The organism is Paracoccus aminophilus JCM 7686 (genome assembly GCF_000444995.1).
In the GTDB taxonomy this organism is placed as follows: Bacteria; Pseudomonadota; Alphaproteobacteria; order Rhodobacterales; family Rhodobacteraceae; genus Paracoccus; species Paracoccus aminophilus.
This window is the reverse complement of sequence record NC_022041.1, coordinates 2611539-2631027: the sequence shown is the minus strand read 5'-3', so window position 1 is coordinate 2631027 and position 19489 is coordinate 2611539. Positions and strand designations below refer to the sequence as shown.

Annotated in this window: 21 protein-coding genes; 11 read left to right on the top strand and 10 right to left on the bottom strand. The window is 63.6% G+C overall.

Features of this window, described 5'->3' with window-relative positions; translation table 11 throughout:
• Positions 1-54 precede the first annotated feature (54 nt).
• Complete coding sequence (locus JCM7686_RS12795; protein ID WP_020951241.1) at positions 55-849, top strand: class II glutamine amidotransferase; 795 nt, start codon at positions 55-57, stop codon at positions 847-849.
• Positions 850-906: 57 nt separating this feature from the next.
• Here JCM7686_RS12795 and JCM7686_RS12790 read toward each other — a convergent pair whose 3' ends face one another.
• Entirely contained in the window at positions 907-1305 is a 399-nt protein-coding gene (locus JCM7686_RS12790) for a carboxymuconolactone decarboxylase family protein (RefSeq protein WP_020951240.1), read from the bottom strand.
• Positions 1305-2120 carry a cyclase family protein gene (locus JCM7686_RS12785; RefSeq protein WP_041527899.1) on the bottom strand — a complete coding sequence of 272 codons (816 nt, stop codon included), beginning with the start codon at positions 2118-2120 and terminating at the stop codon, positions 1305-1307. Before JCM7686_RS12785 ends, JCM7686_RS12790 begins: the two co-directional genes overlap by 1 nt.
• Before the next feature lie 235 nt (positions 2121-2355).
• Here JCM7686_RS12785 and JCM7686_RS12780 point away from each other — a divergent pair, with 235 nt between their 5' ends.
• The 5 genes from JCM7686_RS12780 to JCM7686_RS12760 all read left to right on the top strand — a co-directional run bounded on the left by JCM7686_RS12780 (position 2356) and on the right by JCM7686_RS12760 (position 7270).
• Complete coding sequence (locus JCM7686_RS12780; protein ID WP_020951238.1) at positions 2356-3648, top strand: adenylosuccinate synthase; 1293 nt, start codon at positions 2356-2358, stop codon at positions 3646-3648.
• Between the two features lie 16 nt (positions 3649-3664).
• Positions 3665-3877, top strand: coding sequence for a DUF2842 domain-containing protein (locus JCM7686_RS12775; protein WP_020951237.1), 213 nt, complete (start codon positions 3665-3667; stop codon positions 3875-3877).
• Positions 3878-3879: 2 nt separating this feature from the next.
• A complete protein-coding gene (locus JCM7686_RS12770) occupies positions 3880-4533 on the top strand; it encodes a thiamine diphosphokinase (RefSeq protein WP_020951236.1) in 654 nt (217 codons plus the stop codon).
• 169 nt (positions 4534-4702) lie between these two features.
• The gene (locus JCM7686_RS12765; RefSeq protein ID WP_041527346.1) at positions 4703-6049 is read left to right on the top strand and encodes an NAD(P)/FAD-dependent oxidoreductase; all 1347 of its coding nucleotides are present in this window, start codon (positions 4703-4705) and stop codon (positions 6047-6049) included.
• Positions 6050-6106: 57 nt separating this feature from the next.
• Positions 6107-7270, top strand: a complete 1164-nt coding sequence (locus tag JCM7686_RS12760; protein ID WP_020951234.1) for a M20 aminoacylase family protein — start codon at positions 6107-6109, stop codon at positions 7268-7270.
• A gap of 63 nt (positions 7271-7333) precedes the next feature.
• Here the strand turns inward: JCM7686_RS12760 and JCM7686_RS12755 are convergent, their stop codons facing one another.
• From JCM7686_RS12755 to queA, 5 genes are all read right to left on the bottom strand, one after another.
• Complete coding sequence (locus JCM7686_RS12755; protein ID WP_020951233.1) at positions 7334-7747, bottom strand: c-type cytochrome; 414 nt, start codon at positions 7745-7747, stop codon at positions 7334-7336.
• A gap of 155 nt (positions 7748-7902) precedes the next feature.
• Positions 7903-9294, bottom strand: a complete 1392-nt coding sequence (gene lpdA, locus JCM7686_RS12750; protein WP_020951232.1) for a dihydrolipoyl dehydrogenase — start codon at positions 9292-9294, stop codon at positions 7903-7905.
• Between the two features lie 32 nt (positions 9295-9326).
• The gene (locus JCM7686_RS12745) at positions 9327-9908 is read right to left on the bottom strand and encodes a DUF924 family protein (RefSeq protein ID WP_020951231.1); all 582 of its coding nucleotides are present in this window, start codon (positions 9906-9908) and stop codon (positions 9327-9329) included.
• Between the two features lie 65 nt (positions 9909-9973).
• A complete protein-coding gene (locus JCM7686_RS12740; RefSeq protein ID WP_020951230.1) occupies positions 9974-11233 on the bottom strand; it encodes an MFS transporter in 1260 nt (419 codons plus the stop codon).
• A gap of 9 nt (positions 11234-11242) precedes the next feature.
• A complete protein-coding gene (gene queA, locus JCM7686_RS12735; protein WP_020951229.1) occupies positions 11243-12292 on the bottom strand; it encodes a tRNA preQ1(34) S-adenosylmethionine ribosyltransferase-isomerase QueA in 1050 nt (349 codons plus the stop codon).
• 117 nt (positions 12293-12409) lie between these two features.
• On the opposite strand from queA, the gene JCM7686_RS24015 reads away from it, so the two are divergent.
• Entirely contained in the window at positions 12410-12700 is a 291-nt protein-coding gene (locus tag JCM7686_RS24015) for a (2Fe-2S)-binding protein (RefSeq protein ID WP_084621077.1), read from the top strand.
• Positions 12648-13133: a bacterioferritin gene (gene bfr / locus JCM7686_RS12725; RefSeq protein ID WP_020951228.1), complete on the top strand. Its 486-nt coding sequence runs from the start codon at positions 12648-12650 to the stop codon at positions 13131-13133. The genes JCM7686_RS24015 and bfr overlap by 53 nt, the downstream gene beginning before the upstream one ends.
• A 268-nt stretch (positions 13134-13401) precedes the next feature.
• On the opposite strand, the gene JCM7686_RS12720 is transcribed toward bfr, so the two are convergent.
• Complete coding sequence (locus tag JCM7686_RS12720; protein ID WP_041527344.1) at positions 13402-14076, bottom strand: HAD-IA family hydrolase; 675 nt, start codon at positions 14074-14076, stop codon at positions 13402-13404.
• A gap of 122 nt (positions 14077-14198) precedes the next feature.
• Here JCM7686_RS12720 and glmU point away from each other — a divergent pair, with 122 nt between their 5' ends.
• Together glmU and glmS are read left to right on the top strand one after the other, a co-directional pair.
• Positions 14199-15542, top strand: a complete 1344-nt coding sequence (gene glmU / locus JCM7686_RS12715; RefSeq protein WP_020951226.1) for a bifunctional UDP-N-acetylglucosamine diphosphorylase/glucosamine-1-phosphate N-acetyltransferase GlmU — start codon at positions 14199-14201, stop codon at positions 15540-15542.
• Complete coding sequence (glmS, locus tag JCM7686_RS12710; protein ID WP_020951225.1) at positions 15542-17359, top strand: glutamine--fructose-6-phosphate transaminase (isomerizing); 1818 nt, start codon at positions 15542-15544, stop codon at positions 17357-17359. Before glmU ends, glmS begins: the two co-directional genes overlap by 1 nt.
• A 30-nt stretch (positions 17360-17389) precedes the next feature.
• Here glmS and JCM7686_RS12705 read toward each other — a convergent pair whose 3' ends face one another.
• Positions 17390-17911, bottom strand: coding sequence for a hypothetical protein (locus tag JCM7686_RS12705; RefSeq protein WP_020951224.1), 522 nt, complete (start codon positions 17909-17911; stop codon positions 17390-17392).
• A 126-nt stretch (positions 17912-18037) separates the two neighbouring features.
• Between JCM7686_RS12705 and moaA the strand changes: the two genes are divergently transcribed.
• Positions 18038-19039: a GTP 3',8-cyclase MoaA gene (moaA, locus tag JCM7686_RS12700; protein ID WP_041527343.1), complete on the top strand. Its 1002-nt coding sequence runs from the start codon at positions 18038-18040 to the stop codon at positions 19037-19039.
• A 3-nt stretch (positions 19040-19042) separates the two neighbouring features.
• Here moaA and JCM7686_RS12695 read toward each other — a convergent pair whose 3' ends face one another.
• Positions 19043-19396 (bottom strand): GFA family protein, encoded by a 354-nt coding sequence (locus JCM7686_RS12695; protein ID WP_020951222.1) that lies wholly within the window; start codon positions 19394-19396, stop codon positions 19043-19045.
• Positions 19397-19489: the final 93 nt, after the last annotated feature.

Here is a 19489-nt window from a genome sequence, read left to right as displayed (position 1 = left end):
TTAAACTGTCCGTGCTATTGCCTTGAAAAAGAGAAAGAGCAGAGGCAGCAGCACATGTGCCGTTGGGCCGCCTATATCGGCGCACCGATCTATCTTGAAGATATTGTCAGCCGGCCCGGCCATTCGCTGGTCCGGCAAAGCCACGAAGCCACCCATTGCCATACGGCGGTCAATGCCGATGGCTTTGGCATCGCTTGGTATGGTGACCGAGAGGAGCCGGGGCTTTACCGCGATGTCATGCCAGCGTGGAGCGATCCGAACCTGCGCAGCCTGACCGCGACGGTGAAATCGCACCTTTTTATGGCCCATGTCCGCGCCTCGACCGGGACCGCGACCAGCCGCAACAATTGCCATCCGTTCACCGTTGGCCGCTGGACCTTCATGCACAATGGCCAGTTTGGCGGTTATGACACCTATCGCCGCTCAGCCGAGGTGCTGATCCCGGATGAGGTCTATCGCCACCGCAAGGGCGCGACCGACAGCGAGGCGCTGTTTCTGACCGCCATTGCCATGGGGCTGGATCAGGATCCTTTGGCGGCGATGGCGCGCGCCACCGCGCAATTCGAGGCCTTGGCCCGCGAACGCGGCACCGCGCCTTTCGTGCGGCTGACGGCGGCTTTCTCGGATGGGCAGCGGCTTTATGCCTTGCGCTATGCCAGTGACGAACATGCACCGACGCTCTTTCACCGCTGGTCGCCGACGCGGGGCGGACGCGCGGTCGTGTCAGAGCCGCTTGAAAGCGACGAAGGCGATTGGCTTGAGGTTCCGCCGGGCTCGTTCTGCATCTTCGAGGGCGAGGAGGTGACGGTCCACCCCTTCACTCCGGCCTTGGTCGCGGCCGCCGCCTGAGCTTGGGCGGCCGGAACGACGCAAGGGTGGCCGGGGCTTTGCCCGGCCAATCCCGCACTAGTTCGCCTCAAAACGCGCATCAACCGGCACGCCGAGGCCAGTGACCAGCGCATTGGTCTGGCTTGCCATGCCGATGACGGCCAAAAGCTCGGCATGTTGCTCGGGCGTCATGCCCTTGGCCTTGGCCGATGCGGTATGGGAATGGATGCAATAGGTGCAGCCATGCGCCGTCGAGACCGCGATATAGATCAGCTCCTTGACCAAGGGATCGAGCGCGCCGGGCGCCATGATCTGCGAAAGCCGCTCCCAGACCGCGTCAAGCGCGACGGGGTCATGGGCCAAAGCGCGCCAGAAGTTGTTGATGTAATCCGTGCCGCGCGCCTCGCGGATGCGGTTGAAAACCGCAAGGGCACGGGGATCGACCTCGTCGTCGGAGAGCAGCGGGACCGTCGCCATCACAGCACCGCCAGAACGCGCGCCGGGCCGCCGGTGCCGCGCTTGTGTTTGGGGGCGCCGACAAAGATGGTCGCGCCGGTGGCGGGCAGCTGATCGAGCCCGGCCAAAGCCTCGATCCCGAACCGACCCGAGGGCAGCCAGGATTTATGCACCGCGAAATCCGGCGAATTGCCGGGATCGAGCGAGAGCGAATCGACCCCGATCCCCGCGACCTGCATCTCGGCAAGCTTGTCGGTCGCCGATTTCGCAAAGCCCGGGAAGGCGAATTTGCCCTCGGCATCATTGCGGAATTCGGGCGTGCCGACCTTGGCGGCCCAGCCCGAATTCAGCGCAACCACCGCGCCGGCCGGGATCTCGCCATGGGCCTTCACCCAGGTCTCGACGTCTTCGGCCTCGACCATGGCATTGGCGTCGTCTTTGGCCTTGGCGGTGATGTCGATGATGCAAAGCGGGCAGACGAGATTGCCCGGATCAAGCTCGGCCACCGATTTGCCATCCTTCGAGAAATGCAGCGGCGCGTCGATATGGGTACCGCTATGTTCGAAAATTGTGAGCTTCCACAGCTGATAGCCGGATTTGTCGAAATTCACCGCCTCTTCATAAGCGATGCCCGGCGCGCCGTCGAAAGTCGGGAAGGTTTCATCCCAGGCGTGGGTCAGATCGACGACCTTGCCGGTGGACTGGGCCAGAGCGGGCCGGGCCGAGACCGCGCCCAATGTCACTGCCGTGGCGCCAAGTGCGGCCGCGCCTGTAAACAGGCTACGCCGTGAAATCATGTCCGATTTTACGCTTTCGATGACACAAGCATGGCACATTCCGTGATCCTCCGATGGCCGGACCCAGCGCCGGCAGCAAAGCGTCACATGGAGAAAGCTGAACACCAAAGGCTTTCTTGGCGCGAAAAGAACATATCCCCAGCTTTTGGCGGCCAGATCGCGCGCATTCATGCGTCCCGTGCATCCCCGTCGGCCGCGCGGCCCTTTGTGCTTTCAACGCGCGCACATGACCTTTATACAGCGCCGGGGCATTTGTGACCGAAGGGATAGGATCATGGCCAATGTGGTAGTCGTCGGCGCGCAATGGGGCGACGAAGGCAAAGGCAAAATCGTGGACTGGCTGTCCGAACGCGCCGATATTATCGCGCGTTTTCAAGGCGGCCATAATGCCGGGCACACGCTGGTCATCGGCGAGCAGGTCTATAAGCTCTCGCTGCTTCCCTCGGGGATCGTGCGCAAGGGCAAGATGGCGGTGATCGGCAACGGCGTTGTGCTCGACCCTTGGGCACTGTTCGCGGAAATCGACAAACTGACGGCGCAGGGCATCGAAATCTCGCCCGCGAGCCTGATGATCGCGGAAAACACCCCGTTGATCCTGCCGCTGCACCAAGATCTTGACCGTCTGCGCGAGGAAGCTGCGGGCTCGTCGAAAATCGGCACGACCGGGCGCGGCATCGGTCCGGCCTATGAAGACAAAGTCGGCCGTCGCACCATTCGCGTCGCGGATCTGGGCGATATCGAGACGCTCGACGCGCGTCTGGACCGTTTGCTCGCCCATCACGACCCGCTGCGCAAAGGTCTTGGTGCCGAGCCGATCGACCGCGAAGAGCTGAAGGCGAAGCTCCTGGAAATCGCGCCGAAGCTTCTGGCCTATGCGCAGCCTGTCTGGAAAGTGCTGAACGACGAGCGTCGCGCGGGCAAGCGGATCCTGTTCGAAGGCGCGCAGGGCTCGCTTCTTGATATCGATTTCGGGACCTATCCCTATGTGACCTCCTCGACCACCATGTCGGGGATGGCCGCGACTGGCACCGGCCTTGGCCCGAGCTCGATCGGCTTCGTTCTGGGCATCGTCAAAGCCTATACCACCCGCGTCGGCTCTGGTCCCTTCCCGACCGAGCTTGAAGATGCAGATGGTCAGCGTCTGGGCGAGCGCGGCCATGAATTCGGCACGGTCACCGGGCGCAAGCGCCGCTGCGGCTGGTTCGATGCGGTTCTGGTGCGCCAGACCTGCGCGATCTCGGGCGTGAACGGCATTGCGCTGACCAAGCTCGACGTGCTTGACGGCTTCAAGACGCTGAAGATCTGCGTCGGCTATGAAATCGACGGCACGCGCTACGATTACCTGCCGACCGCCGCCGCGCTGCAAGCGAAGGTCACGCCGATCTATGAAGAGCTTGAGGGCTGGTCGGAATCGACCGAGGGCGCGCGCAGCTGGGCCGATCTGCCCGCCGCCGCGATCAAATACGTCCGCCGCATCGAGGAGTTGATCCAATGCCCGGTCGCACTGCTCTCGACGAGCCCCGAGCGGGACGATACCATCCTCGTCACCGATCCCTTTGCCGATTGATCCGGACGGAGCCCAGATGGACCTCAAAATTCGCAAACGCTGGTCGCTTGTCGTCCTGCTGATCGGGCTGCCGCTTTATATCGTTGTGGCGGTCACCCTGATGAATTGGCTCGACCGCACCTTCGGGCGTCAGCCGATCGTGATCGAGGTCCTGATCTATGTCGCGCTTGGCGTGATCTGGGCATTTCCGTTCAAACGGATCTTTACCGGCATCGGCAAGGAGGAATAGCCATGTCCGGGCGGGTCCTTGTCTCTGCGGATGGCGTGACGCTGATCGGTGGGGGCGAGGTGTCGCAGGCAGATCTGACTGAGGCGCGGGCCCGTGCTCCGCGCCTCGTCGCAGCCGATGGCGGCGCCGATCAGGCGCTGCGTTTCGGCGAGATGCCCGATGCGGTGATCGGGGATTTCGACAGCATTTCTCCCGAGGCGCGCGCCGCGATCCCCAAGGGGCGGCTGCATCATATCGCCGAGCAAAACAGCACCGATTTCGAGAAATGCCTGAGCCGGATCAAGGCGCCCTTCGTGCTGGCGCTGGGGTTTCTGGGCGGCCGTATCGACCATGAGCTGGCGGTTCTCAGCCGGATCAGTCAGGATCCGGCGCGGATCATCCTGATTGGGGCCGAAGACATCATCTTCCGCGCGCCCGCGCATTTCGCGATCGACCTGCCGATTGGCAGCCGCTTCTCGCTGTTTCCGATGGGCCCCTCCAGCGGGCACAGTCACGGGCTACGCTGGCCGATTGCGCGGATCGGTTTCGCGCCAAATGGCCGGATCGGCACCTCGAACGAGGTCTCGGGGCCGGTCGAGCTAGAGATTACCGGGCCGATGCTCATCATCCTGCCGCGCGCGGCCTTGGATGCCGCCTTGACCGCACTTCAGCACTAACAGCGCGAAAAGAGGTGCGAAACCGGGGGCTTGCCGCGCCCTGCGACAAGTTCGCGGTTGCAAGGATTGCCGACTGCGTTAGCCTGAGATGAAACCCCAATCAGGCGGTCGGTATGAACAGGCATCTCGTCTCTCACTTCTGGCGCTTTTCCGACCCAAGGCCCGTGCCATGCTGGTGAGCGGCGGCCCGATCCGGGCGAGCGATCCGATTGGCTTTCCCGGGCCTTTGCCCGAGGCCGCCGATGTCGTGATTATCGGTGGCGGGATCATTGGCATTGCCACCGCGCTTTATCTGGCGCGGGCCGGCGTGCAGGTGGTTTTATGCGAAAAGGGCCGGGTCGCGGGCGAGCAATCCTCGCGCAATTGGGGCTGGATCCGCCAGCAGGGCCGCGACCCCGGCGAATTGCCGATCATGATCGAATCCCTGCGGCTCTGGGAGGGGCTGGCGCAAGAGCTGGGCGAGGCAGCCGGTTTCGAGCAGACCGGCGTCACCTATCTCGCCAAGACCGCCGAAGACCTCGCCGGTTTCGAAAGCTGGCTGACGCTGGCGCGGCAATATGGGCTCGACACGCGCATGGTCTCGCGCGCAGAGCTTGAGGCGACCTTGCCGAATGCGGCGGGCTGGATCGGCGCGCTGTCGACGCCATCCGATGCGCGGGGCGAGCCTTGGACGGCGGTCCCCGCGATGGCGCGCCTGGCCGAGCAGGCGGGCGTCGTCATCGTCGAGGATTGCGCCGCGCGCACGCTGGAGCTGGCGGGCGGGAGCTTGCAGGGCGTTCATACCGAGCAGGGCTTCGTCCGGGCGGGCCGCGTGCTGCTCGCGGGTGGGGCGTGGTCTTCGCTTTTCGCACGCAATGCCGGACTGTCGATCCCTCAGCTTTCGGTGCGCGCGACTGTGGGCGCGACCATGCCCATCGTCGATTTCTGGCCCGGAGCCGCCGCCGATGACCGCTTCGCCCTACGGCGCAGGCAGGACGGCGGCTATACGCTCGCGCCCGGCGTGGCCCATGATTTCTGGATCGGCCCTGACGCTTTTCGCCATTTCAAAGCCTATCTGCCCCAGCTCAAACGCGACTTCCGCCGCACCGGGTTGCGGCTGCTCGCGCCCGCGCATTTTCCCGATGCCTGGACGACGCGGCGGCGGTGGAGCGCCTCGGATGTGACGCCTTTCGAGCGGATGCGCGTGCTCGACCCTGCCCCGAACGAGCGGCTTTTGAAGAAGATCCAGCGCGATTTCGCGGCGAGCTTTCCCGCGCTCGGGACGCCGCATTATCATCACGTCTGGGCGGGCATGATTGATGTCATGCCCGATGAGGTGCCGGTGCTCGATGAAAGCCCGATTGCGGGGCTCTTCATTGCAACCGGCATGTCGGGCCATGGTTTTGGCATCGGTCCCGGCGTTGGCCGGGTCATGGCGGATCTGTTGCAAGGCCGCGACCCGGAACATGATCTGACGCGCTTTCGCTATCAGCGTTTCCACGACGGCTCGCCTCTGGTGCTGGGGCCCTCGCTCTAGCCGCCTGCTTGCAGGTGCGGCGGAAACAGAGCAAGCTTCGCGCGAAGGAGAGCTGACATGCCCGTGAAGAACCGATTTGCCGAGCTTTTGCCCGAGATCAAAGGCTGGCGACACGATTTCCACCGCCATCCCGAATTGATGTATGACCTGCCCCGGACCTCGGCCCGCGTCGCCGAGTTGCTGCGGGAGTTTGGGGTCGATGAGGTGACGGAAGGGATTGGCCGTTCGGGCGTCGTGGGCGTGATCCGGGGACGCAGCACCGGCTCGGGCCGGGTGATCGGCCTGCGCGCGGATATGGATGCGCTGCCGATTCATGAGATCACCGGCGCCGATTATGCCTCGACCACGCCCGGCGCGATGCATGCCTGCGGCCATGACGGCCATACCTCGATGCTGCTCGGTGCCGCGAAATATCTGGCCGAGACCCGCAATTTCGACGGCACGGCGATCCTCATCTTCCAACCCGCCGAAGAGGGTGGGGCGGGTGCGCAGGCGATGATCGATGACGGGCTCGTCTCGCGCTGGGGGGTGCAGGAGTTCTACGGGCTCCACAATCTGCCCGGTCTGCCGCTTGGGCAATTCGGCATCCGCAAGGGCGCGATGATGGCGGCAGCGGATCAGTTCAATATCTATCTGACCGGCAAGGGCGGCCATGCGGCGGCGCCGCATCTCGCGATCGACACGACGCTGGTCGCGGCGCAGGTCATCGTGGCCTTGCAAAGCATCGTCTCGCGCAATGTCGATCCGCTGCAAAATGCGGTGGTCTCGGTGACCTCGGTCGAGACGGATTCGCCCGCCTATAACGTGCTGCCGAACACCGTCCATCTGAAGGGCACGGCGCGCAGTCTTGATCCTGCGGTGCGCGATCAGCTGGATCTCCGCATCGGCGAGATCGCGCGCGGTGTGGCGAGCGCCTTTGGCGCGAGTGCCGAGGTCGAGTTCAAGCGCGGCTATCCGGTGACGATGAACGATGAGGCCGCCGCCGAACATGCCGCCCGGGTCGCTGAAGAGGTCGCGGGCGCGGTCGATTGGAGCGTGCCGCCGATGATGGCGGGCGAGGATTTCAGCTATATGCTGAACGAGCGTCCCGGCGCCTATATTTTCATGGGCAATGGCGACAGCGCGATGCTGCATCACCCGGCCTATGATTTCAACGACGAGAACCTGCCGGTCGGCGCAAGCTGGCTTGCCGGAATGGCCGAGGCGCGGATGCCGGTCTGAGCCCGGCCGCCGGATCGCTGATTGAGGAAGGGCCGCACGAGAAATCTCTCGCGCGGCCCTTTGTCATTTCTGCTGCAGGGTTTCGAGATATTTGGTCAAGGCGACCAGCCGCCAGGGCGTCGGCGTCTCGATCCCGTCGCCCGCGTCATAAAGCACGGTCTTGCCCGAAAGGATGTCGCCGAATTCGGGCATCTGGCTTTCGCTGCGCCCCATGGTCGCGCCGTGGATCTGCTCCATCGCCGAGAGCCGCGGGAAGCTGCCGCCGTTTCTTTTGGCGAGCAGGGTGAGATCGGCTGGCCGAGGCTTCAGCTCTGCCGCCACGGGCCCGTCACCCTTGCCGCTCGGGCCATGGCACGAGGCGCAGAATTGCGCGTAATCGCTTTTTCCGGTGGTGGGCGTCAGCTCGGGTGAGCAGGCGGCGACAAGGGCCAAGGTCGCGAAAGTCGCGCTGGTTGCGAGCGCGCGGGCGAAGGTCATGGGCGGGTTTCCTCTGGAGCTGGTCACGGGCGTTATCCGCACAGCGTCGCGACCAGAGGAATGCGCGCCTTGATCTGGCGCAAGCTCCGGGCAAAAGAAATGGGGGGCTATGCGCCCCCCAAACCCCCGCAGGGTATTGTCGTGATGAAGAAAACCTAGAAATGCAGGGTGCGGCCATAGGCCGAGAGCACGGATTCGTGGAGCATTTCCGAGAGCGTCGGATGGGGGAAGACGGTCTCGATCAGCTCCGCCTCGGTGGTCTCGAGCGTGCGGCCGATGACATAGCCTTGGATCAGCTCGGTCACTTCGGCGCCGACCATATGCGCGCCGAGAAGCTCGCCGGTCTTGGCGTCGAAGATCGTCTTGATGAGGCCCTCGGGCTCGCCAAGTGCAATGGCTTTGCCGTTGCCGACGAAGGGGAAGCGGCCGACCTTGATGTCATAGCCCGCCGCTTTGGCCTTTTCTTCGGTCAGGCCGACGGAGGCGACTTGCGGGTTGCAATAGGTGCAGCCTGCGATCGCGCCCGGCTTGATCGGGTGGGGGTGACCGCCCGCGACGAGTTCGGCCACCATGACGCCTTCGTGGCTGGCCTTATGGGCAAGCCAGGGCGCGCCCGCGATATCGCCGATCGCATAGAGGCCGGGCACGCCGGTGCGGCAATATTCGTCGGTCACGACATGGGTGCGGTCGATCTTCACGCCGAGCTTCTCGAGGCCGAGGTTTTCGACATTGCCGACGATGCCGACCGCCGAAATCACCGTGTCGAAGTCTTGCGTCTCGGTCTTGCCGCCGATCTCGATATGGGCGGTGACCTTGTCGCCGGCGCGGTCGAGTTGCTTGACCGTCGCCTTCTCGATGATCTTCATGCCCTGCTTGATGAATTGCTTCTTGGCATGGGCGGAAATCTCGGCGTCTTCGACTGGCAGGACGCGGTCCATGACCTCGACCACGGTGGTGTCGGCGCCGAGCGTGTTGAAGAAGCTCGCGAATTCGATGCCGATCGCGCCCGAGCCGATGACCAGGAGTTTCTTCGGCATATGCGGCGGGTTGAGCGCGGTCTTGTAGTTCCAGACGAGCTTGCCATCCGGCTCGAGCCCCGGCAGTTCGCGCGCGCGCGCCCCGGTGGCGAGGATGATCGCCTTGCCCGTCACCTCTTCGGTGCCCTTCTCGGTCTTGACCGAGACCTTGCCGGGTGCGGTCAGCGTGCCTTCGCCCATGATGACGGTGACCTTGTTCTTCTTGAGCAGGTGGCCCACGCCGGAGGCGAGCTGTTTTGCCACCCCGCGCGAGCGTTTCACCACGGCGGGCAGGTCATAGCCGATCTTGTCGGCCGAGAGGCCGAATTCCTTGGCGCGGTGCATGAGGTGGAAGACCTCGGCCGAGCGCAGCAGGGCCTTGGTCGGGATGCAGCCCCAGTTCAGGCAGATGCCGCCGAGATGCTCGCGCTCGATCACGGCGACCTTGAGCCCCAGCTGCGCGCCGCGGATGGCGCAGACATAACCGCCGGGACCGGATCCGATCACCACCATGTCGAACGTTTGAGTCATCGGAATCCCTCTCGTGAAAAGATAGTTGAGCGTTAAACCAATTTCCCGGCTGCATCAAGCGAGACCTTGCCCGAGACCAGCGCGCCATAGCCGCCTGCGTCGAGAAGCCGTTGCTCGTCCGGGGTATTGGTCCGGCCAAGCGCGCCATTGCGCCAGGGAAAGCGACCGAAGGCGCGGATGGCGTCGCGGTGGAGCTCGGCGTGGCGGGTGCTTTCCTCGCCCATGAATTCACGGATGAGCTCGACCGCACGATTCTGGTCGGAGAGGCTCTCGGAATGTTCGAAGGGCAGGTAGAAGAACTGGCGCGCGGGCAGGGGAATGGCGAGATCATGGCCGAGGTTGATCGCCGCATCGGCAATCCGCAGCGCGAGCGCATCGGTGGCAAAGGCGCGCGGATCGTCGCGGAACATATTGCGCGGAAACTGATCGGTCAGGATCAGCGCGGCCAGCGCATCGCGCGGCGCCCCAAGCCAATCGCGGGTCAGGTTTTCGGCATCCTCCCAAGCGGGCTGGAAGCGGTCGCGAATGGTGGCATCGACCGCGTCGCTGCGGGCATACCAGCCTTTTTCGCCGATCTCGTCGAGCCAAAAGGCATTGATCTCTGCTGGGGTCATCCCGGTCTCCTTCGTTTGGCTGATGCTGGCATCGCCCGACGGAAGGTGCAAGCGCAGTCCGGGACTTAGTCCAGGGCTTTGTCCGGGTTGGGCGTGCTCTGATCGGCGCTGGCCGATTCGAGCGCGGCCTCGATCGCCAGCGGGGTCGCGGCGGGCGAGATCACGGCAAAGCCCTGATCGACATCCGGGCTTGCGCGCCGGGTCATGCGCCAGCAGGTATAGGTGGCGAGGGCGGCCAGCAGGATGCCGATGTAAAGCCAGAACCCGTTCGGGCCGCTGAGCGCGATCAGCCAGGCGGTGATGATCGGTCCCGCCATCGAGCCGATGCCGTTGATAAAGAGCAGGCCCGCCGAGGTCGCCGCCATATCCTTCTGATCGAGAAAGTCGTTGGTATGGGCGAGCAGCAGCGAATAGACCGGGTTGGCGACCCCGCCAATCGCCGCCGCCGCCAGCAAAAGCCCGGCGATTCCCGGCGAGAAGATGATGGTCAGCGCGGAAACCGCTGTCCCGAAGATCGCAAGGCCCAGCACCATCACGCGACGGTCGCCGTGATCCGACAGCCAGCCGATCGGATATTGCAGCACCAGCCCGCCCAGATAGATCGCGCCGACGAAGGCCGAGATCTCCTTGACCGAAAGCCCCGCGATCGAGCCCCAGACCGAGGCCATGCCGAAGATTGCCGAAAAGACACCGCCGATCAGGAACATGCCGACGCAGCCAAGCGGCGACAGTTGGAAAAGCCGCTTGAAGCTCATCCGGTCGATCGAGGCGAATTGCGGCGCAGGCTGGGGCGACAGCAGGATCGGCAGGAAGGCGAAAGAGACCAGCACCGAGGGGATGACGAAGAGCAGATAGCCCCCCGGATCCGCTGCCGTCATCAGCATTTGCGCGGCGACGATGCCCAGCATTTGCACGATCATATAGGCCGAGAGCGCCTGACCCCGGGTCTCGTTGGTCGAGCCCGCGTTCAGCCAGCTTTCGGCGGTGATATAGACGCCCGAGAAGGAAAAACCGATGATCAGCCGCAAAGCCGACCAGAAGACCCAGTTCGGCGCGACGGCATAAAGGATCAGCACCGACGAGATCAGCGATCCCAATGCGGCGAAGACGCGGACATGGCCGACCTTCTGGATCATGCCTGGCACGGTGCGACTGCCCAGAAGGAAGCCCGCGTAATAGGCCGCCATGACATAGGACATCTGGCCGGGCGAAATACCCTCAAGGCTGCCGCGGATACCGAGCAAGGTGCCCTGCATCCCATTGCCGACCATCAGTAAAAGCACGCCAAGAAGCAGGGGCCACGTTGTGCGCAGGACGGTCAGCATTGAAAAACCTTAGGGAATCAGAAGTGAAGCATCGCCATAGCTGAAGAAACGATACCCAGAGCTGACGGCATGTCCATAGATTTCCCGAATGCGCTCTTGTCCCATCAGGGCACTGACCAGCATCAGCAGTGTCGATTTCGGCAGGTGGAAATTTGTCATCAAGGCATCGGTCACGCGAAAGCGATAACCGGGATAGATGAAGATCTCGGTCGTGCCCTGAAACGGCTGCATCCGGCCGTCCTCAGAGGCGGCGGATTCGATCAGCCGCAGCGCGGTCGTGCCCACGGGAATGACGCGCGCGCCCTCGGCCTTCGCGGCATTGATCGCTTGCGCGGCGGCCTCAGAGACCTCGCCCCATTCGGCATGCATCTTGTGGGTGGCGACATCATCGACCTTGACCGGCAGGAAGGTGCCCGCGCCGACATGAAGCGTGACATAGGTGAAGCGCACGCCCATCTCGCGCAAGGCATCGAGCAGCGGCGCGTCGAAATGGAGGCTCGCAGTAGGGGCTGCGACGGCGCCCGAATTCTTGGCCCAGACCGTCTGGTAATCGGTGCGGTCCTGCTCATCGGGCGCACGCAAGGCGGCGATATAGGGCGGCAGGGGCATGGCGCCGACCCGGGCGAGCTCTTCCTCAAAGGCGCTGCCCTCGGCATCGAACCGCAGCGAGAGGCCCGCATCGGCGATCTCGACGACCTCGGCGGAGAGCTGGTCAGAGAAGATGATGCGTTCACCGGGCTGCAACTTGCGCAGCGGCTTGGCCAGAGCGCGCCAATTGCCGGCAGCGTCAGGTTCAAGCAGCGTGACCTCGATCTTGGCGCTGACCAGGCCTTGCGCCGTCATGCGATCGCGCTTGCCGGTGAGGCGCGCGGGAATGACCTTGGTGTCGTTCAAAACCAGCAGATCGCCCGGCTGCAACACGCGGGTCAGATCATGGACCTGCAGATCGCGCAGATCCGGGCCTTCGGCCACAAGTAGGCGCGCCGCGCTGCGCGGCTGAGCGGGGCGGGTGGCAATCAGCCCTTCGGGCAGGTCAAAGTCGAAATCGTCGAGTTTCATGGCGGGTTTCTGATCTTCTCGACGCGAGCGGTCAAGCGCTCCCTCATCACAAAGTGAAAAACTCAGACTTTACTTGTCCGAGTGAATCGGTAGGTTATCCCTCAAAGGGGAAGCGCCATGATCATCTGTCACTGCCTTCAGATTTCTGACCACGAGATCCGTGCTGCGGTGGACTGGATGCGCGCCTCCGACCCCGAAACCATCATCACCCCCGGCAAGATCTATCACGCGCTTGGCAAGCGTGCCGATTGTGGGGGATGCATGCCCTTGTTTCTGGACACCATGCGCAGTTGCGATAATCTGGGCGTACCCCCCGTAATAAGGGGCCTTCGTTCTGGAAAAGAAGGAGCTGCTCATGAAGGGCGACGCCAAGGTCATCGAATATCTCAACGCCGCGCTGCGGTCTGAGCTGACCGCTGTCAGCCAGTACTGGCTGCACTACCGCCTTCAGCAAGACTGGGGCTTCGGACATATCGCAGATAAATCTCGCGCGGAATCGATCGAAGAGATGAACCATGCGGATCGCCTGATCCAGCGAATCATCTTCCTCGAAGGTCACCCGAATCTGCAAAAACTCGACCCGTTGCGGATCGGTCAGAACCTGAAAGAGACGCTGGAAGCAGATCTCGCCGCAGAAAACGACGCGCGCAATCTCTATATCGAAGCTCGTGATCACTGCGAGAAGGTCGGAGATTATGTCTCGAAAGCCCTGTTCGAGGCGCTGATTGCGGATGAGGAGGGTCACATCGACTTCCTCGAAACCCAGCTCGGCCTTTATGACAATATCGGTGCTCAGGCCTATGGCCAGCTCAATGCGAAGCCTGCCGATCAGGCAGAGTAAGCGTCAGGCTTTTCAGGTGAGGGGCTCTGCCCCTCGCCCCTGACGGGGCTCACCCCGAGGTACTTTCGTCAAAGCGAAGTCGAGATCTCCCGAGAGATTTGACGCCCCGACCCGGCCTGCGGCATCATTGGATCGGGGCGCTTCGCTCTGAACGGTCATCGGCACCTCTGCCTGTACCGTAAATCCAGCATAGCTCAGAAGCCTTACCCAAAGTTTAAGCGCTTCGCATTGACGAAAATACCTTGGGGTCCGGGGCAAAGCCCCGATCTCAGCCGAGCCAATGCGCGGCGAGTTCGGGCAGGTCGTCGTAATGTTCGAGAAGCCGATCCGGCTTGAGGCGCGAGATGGCTTGGCCTTCTGGTCCGAAGGTCACCAGAGCGACTTTCACCTTTGCGGCAGTTGCGGTCTTTCGATCGGTTTCGGTGTCGCCGACAAGGAAGGAGCGGGCGGCCTCTCCACCCGCGGCCTCGACCGCCGCAAGATAGGGGCGGGGATCGGGTTTGCGCACGGGAAGTGTATCCGCGCCGATCAGCGCGGCGAAGCGGTCGCGGATGCCGAGTTCGGCCAGCAGCCTTTCGGCCAGCGCCTCGGGCTTGTTGGTGCAGACTGCCAGACGATGCCCGGCGTCTTTCAGGCTATGCAGCGCCTCGATCACGCCCGGATAGAGCACGGTATGCTCGGCAATCTTCTCGGCATAGAAGGATAGGAGGCGTGGGTAATCCTCGTCTTCGGCGCCGGGGGGTGTCAGCACCTCGGCGGGAAGCCGGGCGTAGCCCGCGCGCAGCATCGCTCGTCCGCCTTGAAAGGCGATGGCGGCATCCTGTTGCGGGTCGAGCGGTGCGGCGAGGCCGCGCGAGGTGAAGCATGCATTTGCAGCCGCGATCAGATCGAGCGACGTATCCGCAAGCGTGCCGTCGAGATCGAAGACCACCGTCCCTGTCATAGCCCGCCTGCCATCTTTGTAACCTTCCGTCAAAATGTGTGAACGCGTGCCTCTTGGCCGTCGCCCCACATATCGGTAGAACCTCGACCAAGATAAAGAAACAAGCAATATTTGAGGCAGCCATGTCGGATAGTCCCGTCGCTTTGATCATCTTGGCCGCCGGACAGGGCAGTCGCATGCAATCGGATCTGCCGAAGGTGCTGCATCGTCTGGGGGGGGTGCCGCTCTTCGCTCATGCTCTGGCCGCAGGGCGCTCGCTTGAGCCCGAGCATGTGGTCATCGTGACCGGGCATGGCGCCGCAGCCGTCTCGAAAGCAGTCGCGAAATTCGATCCCGAGGCGCGGATCGTGTTGCAGGCCGAGCAGCTGGGCACTGGCCATGCCGTCGCGCAGGCTCTGCCCGAGCTTGACGGGTTCGAGGGCAAGGTCGTCGTGCTTTACGGCGACACGCCCTTCATCTCGGAAGAGACGCTGGCCGCGTTGCTCTCCCATCCCGCCGAGGTCGTGGTTCTGGGCTTTGACGCCCGCGATCCCGGGCGTTATGGGCGCCTCGTCGTTGGCCCTCAGGGGCTTGAGCGCATTGTCGAATTCAAGGATGCGAGCGAGGCCGAGCGGGCGATCCATCTGTGTAATTCCGGCGTGGTCGCTGGGGATGCCACGCTTCTGGCCGAGCTCGTCTTGAAGATCGGCAATGACAATGCTGCGGGCGAATATTACCTCACCGATATCGTCGAGCTTGCCCGCGCGGGCGGCCACCGCGTCGATGTCGTGACCTGTGATGAAAGCGAGACGCTCGGGATCAACACCCGGGCGGAACTCGCCGCAGCCGAGACGCTCTTTCAGGCGCGCGCCCGTGCGGCGGCGCTGGAGGACGGGGTGACGCTTTCGGATCCCGCGTCGGTCTGGTTTGCGCTCGACACTGTGATCGGGCGCGATGCCGTGATCGGGCAGAATGTCGTCTTCGGGCCGGGGGTCACCATCGAAAGTGGGGCCGAGATCCTGCCGTTTTGCCATCTCGAGGGCTGCCATGTCAGCGCGGGCGCGACGGTCGGGCCTTTCGCACGGCTGCGTCCGGGGGCCGAGCTTGGCGGCGATGTCCATGTCGGCAATTTCGTCGAGATCAAGAACAGCCAGCTTCATGAAGGCGTCAAGGTCGGCCATTTGACCTATCTTGGCGATGCCGAGATCGGCGAGGCCACGAATATCGGCGCGGGCACGGTGACCTGCAATTACGACGGGGTCTCCAAGCATCGCACAGTGATCGGCGCCAATGCCTTCATCGGCTCGGATACGATGCTGGTGGCGCCGGTGCGCGTGGGCGCGCGGGCGATGACCGGCTCGGGCTCGGTGATCACGCAAGATATTCCCGACGATGCTTTGGCGATCGGACGGGCGCGACAAGAGAACAAGCCCGGTCTGGCGACCCGGTTGATGGACGCCCTGCGCGGCAAAAAGGATAACAACTGATGTGCGGCATTATCGGGATTCTCGGCAACCACGAGGTTTCGCCCCAATTGGTCGAGGCGCTCAAGCGGCTTGAATATCGCGGCTATGATTCCGCCGGGATCGCCTCGATTGACGCGCGGGGCGAGCTCGATCGTCGCCGCGCGGTCGGCAAGCTCGTGAACCTGTCGGACCGGCTGGTCCATGAGCCGCTGCAAGGCCTGATCGGCATCGGCCATACCCGGTGGGCGACCCATGGTGCAGCGACCGAGGTCAATGCGCATCCCCATCTTCATGGCCCGGTGGCCGTGGTCCATAACGGCATCATCGAAAACTTCCGCGAGCTTCGGGCCGAGGTCATCGCGGGCGGTCGTGCGCCGGAATCCGACACCGACACCGAGGTCGTCGCCCTGCTGACAGCGCAGTATATGGCGGCGGGGATGACCCCGGTCGAGGCGGCGCGCGCCACCATCCGGCGGCTTCATGGCGCGTTTGCGCTGGCCTTTCTCTTCAAGGACGAGCCCGATCTGATGATTGCCGCCCGCAAGGGCAGCCCGCTCGCGATCGGGCATGGCACGGGTGAGATGTTCCTCGGCTCGGACGCGGTGGCTTTGGCGCCCTTCACCGACCGCATCACCTATCTCGAGGATGGCGATCTTGCGGTGCTGACCCGCGCGGGCGTCGAAATCGAGGACAGCGAGGGGCGCCGCGCCAATCGCGACATGGCGGTGATCGACGTCGGCTCGACCGCGATCGACAAGGCCGGGCATCGCCATTTCATGGCCAAGGAGATCGCCGAGCAGCCGGTCGTTCTGGGCGATGCGCTGAACCATTACCTGCATGGCGACCGGATTGTGCTGCCTGAAGGGCTCGATTTCTCGAGCGTCGAGCGTCTGACGCTGGTCGGCTGCGGCACCGCCTATTATGCGGCTCATGTGGCGAAATACTGGTTCGAAAGCCTGGCCGGGCTGGCGTGCGACATCGATATCGCCAGCGAATTCCGCTATCGCGAGCCGCCGATGTCGCCGCGCTCTTGGGCGCTTTTCGTCAGCCAATCGGGCGAGACCGCCGATACTTTGGCGGCGCTGCATTATGTGCGCGACAAGGTCGAAAAGGTCATCGGCGTGGTCAACGTCGGCACGTCGGCGATTGCGCGCGAATCCGATATTGCGCTGCCGACTTTGGCCGGGATCGAGGTCGGCGTGGCCTCGTCCAAGGCCTTCACCTGCCAGCTGGCCGTGCTTGCGGTGCTGGCGGTCAAGGCCGCGCATGACCGGGGCCGGATCTCGGATGCCGAGCTTGCGGCTCTGGTCGGCGAGCTGCGCGCGATCCCCGGGCTGCTCAATCAGGTGCTGGGTCTCTCGGAGGATTGTCGCGGTCTGGCCGCTTGGCTCGCCGAGGCGCAGGATGTGCTCTATCTCGGGCGCGGGCCGCTTTACCCGGTCGCGCTGGAGGGCGCGCTGAAGCTCAAGGAGCTGAGCTATATCCATGCCGAGGGCTATGCTTCGGGCGAGCTCAAGCATGGGCCGATTGCGCTGATCGACCGCAATGTTCCGGTGGTGGTGCTGGCGCCGCGCGATGCCTTGTTCGACAAGACCGTCTCGAACATGCATGAGGTCATGGCGCGCCACGGTCAGGTGCTGCTGATTTCCGACAGCGAAGGCATCGAGCTGGCGGGTGAGGGAACCCATGCGACGCTGACCATGCCTGCGGCGGGCGGCATCTTTGCCCCGATCCTTTATGCAGTGCCGATGCAATATCTGGCCTATTACACCGCCGTTGCCAAAGGCACGGATGTGGACCAGCCGCGCAACCTTGCCAAATCCGTCACGGTCGAGTGACGCAAAGGGGCGGCCGCCGGGCCGCCCTTTTCAGTTCTGATAGACCTCGATCGAGGGCAGATCGGTCAGACTGACCCCGATCAGTTGCAGCGCGGGCAGCGAGACCTGCGAGCCACCGCCAGCGGGACCGGCCAGCGGCAACAACTCGACCTTCGAGGATTTTCCATTCGCCGGATTGACGATGCGTCCCTGCGCGGCTGCCTTGACCAGCGGCGTCTTGATCCAGAAGCCCGGCACCGTCGGATCGCCAAGCGAGGCGATGGTGGTGCCAAGCTTTTTCTCGGCAGCGACCGCGGGCTTGGCCGCTTCCACCTTTTGCGCGGCGGTCGTCGTATCAAGCTGCGCGGCCGTCTTGGCGCTGGCCTTGGGCACAGGTGCCGTTGTCGTGACGGCCGTGGCCGTGGCCGTGGTGGCGGTGTCGCCCGGTGCTGCCGCCGCTGCTGCTTCGCTCGTCCCGGCCGGTTTTTCCTTACCGAGCAGGCCGTTGATCTGGGTGCAGGCGGTCAGGCCAATCAACGGCAGAAGCAAAGCAAGACGCAGGGGCAGGGGCATGAGATCACCTCGGATGAATGCGAAGGCAGGGTAGAGGGGCAGGCGCGTGCTGTCCACGCAGACTCGTCCAATTGGTTGATGACCCCCCGTCTTGTGCGGGTTCTTGCCCGCGCATATCTAAGGGCTATGGAATACGCGCCTCTCATCGATCCTTTTGCCCGGCCGATCACCTACCTTCGGGTTTCGGTGACGGATCGCTGCGATTTTCGCTGCACCTATTGCATGGCCGAGCATATGCAATTTCTGCCCAAGGTTGATCTTCTGACGTTGGAAGAACTTGAGCGGCTCTGCACGGCCTTCATCGGGCTCGGCGTGAAAAAGCTGCGCATCACCGGGGGCGAGCCTTTGGTGCGGCGCAATATCATGAGCTTTTTCCGGGCAATGTCGCAGCATCTCGGCCAAGGCCTCGACGAGCTGACCTTGACCACCAACGGCAGCCAGCTCGCGCGCTTTGCGTCGGAGTTGGCCGATTGCGGCGTGCGCCGCGTCAATGTCTCGCTCGACACGCTTGACGCCGACCGCTTTGCCGCGGTGACGCGCTGGGGGCGACTGCCGCAAGTGCTGGCCGGGATCGCCGCCGCGAAAGCCGCAGGGCTTCGGGTCAAGATCAATACGGTCGCGCTTAAGGGCTTCAACGAGGATGAGCTCTTCCGGCTGGTCGATTGGTGCGCCGAGGAAGGCCATGACCTCACTTTCATCGAAGTCATGCCGATGGGCGATATCGACGGCGAGGACCGGCTCGACCAATATTGGCCGCTGTCGGATCTGCGCGCCCGGCTGGAAGCGCGCTATCGCCTGACGCCCTTGGCCGAGCGCACGGGCGGTCCGGCGCGCTATGCCCGGATCGAGGACAGCGGGCAGAAGGTCGGCTTTATCACGCCGCTTTCTCATAAGTTCTGCGAAAGCTGCAACCGGGTGCGGCTGACCTGCACGGGCGAGCTGTTCATGTGTTTGGGGCAAGAGGACCGCGCCGATCTGCGCGCCGTCCTGCGCGCCAGCCCCGAGGCAGAGCCGGTTCGCGAGGCGATCCGCGCCGCGATTGCCCGCAAGCCCGAGGGCCATGATTTCGACTATTCGCGCGGCGTGCGCGGCAAGGTCAGCCGTCACATGAGCCATACCGGCGGCTGATCCCTAATTCTCCGCGCCATTCATGTGGCGGCTGTTCAGCGCGCGCGGATCGACCCCTTCAAGACAGGTGACATTGATCGCCACGATCTCCCCGCCTTCCGGGCCCTTGCCGAGCGCATAGGATTCGACCCCGCAGGTCGGGCAAAAGCGGTGATGCACGATCATCTTGTGAAACAGATATTCCGTGACCGGCCCATCCTTGATCAGGCGGAAGCTGTCGGTTGGAACGAAGGTCAGCACAGCCCCGATCCGCTGGCAGCGCGAGCAGTTGCAGGTGAAGGTCGTGTCGAGATCGGCATCGACCTCATAGCTGATCGCGCCGCATTGGCAGCCGCCCTGATAATGTTGAATGGCCATTTTATCCTCTCCTTCGAATCGCGGCGGGATTTGTCGGCCGGCACCGAGCCCGTCCTGATTATGCCTGCAACAGATTAATGCTTCCTTTTCAGC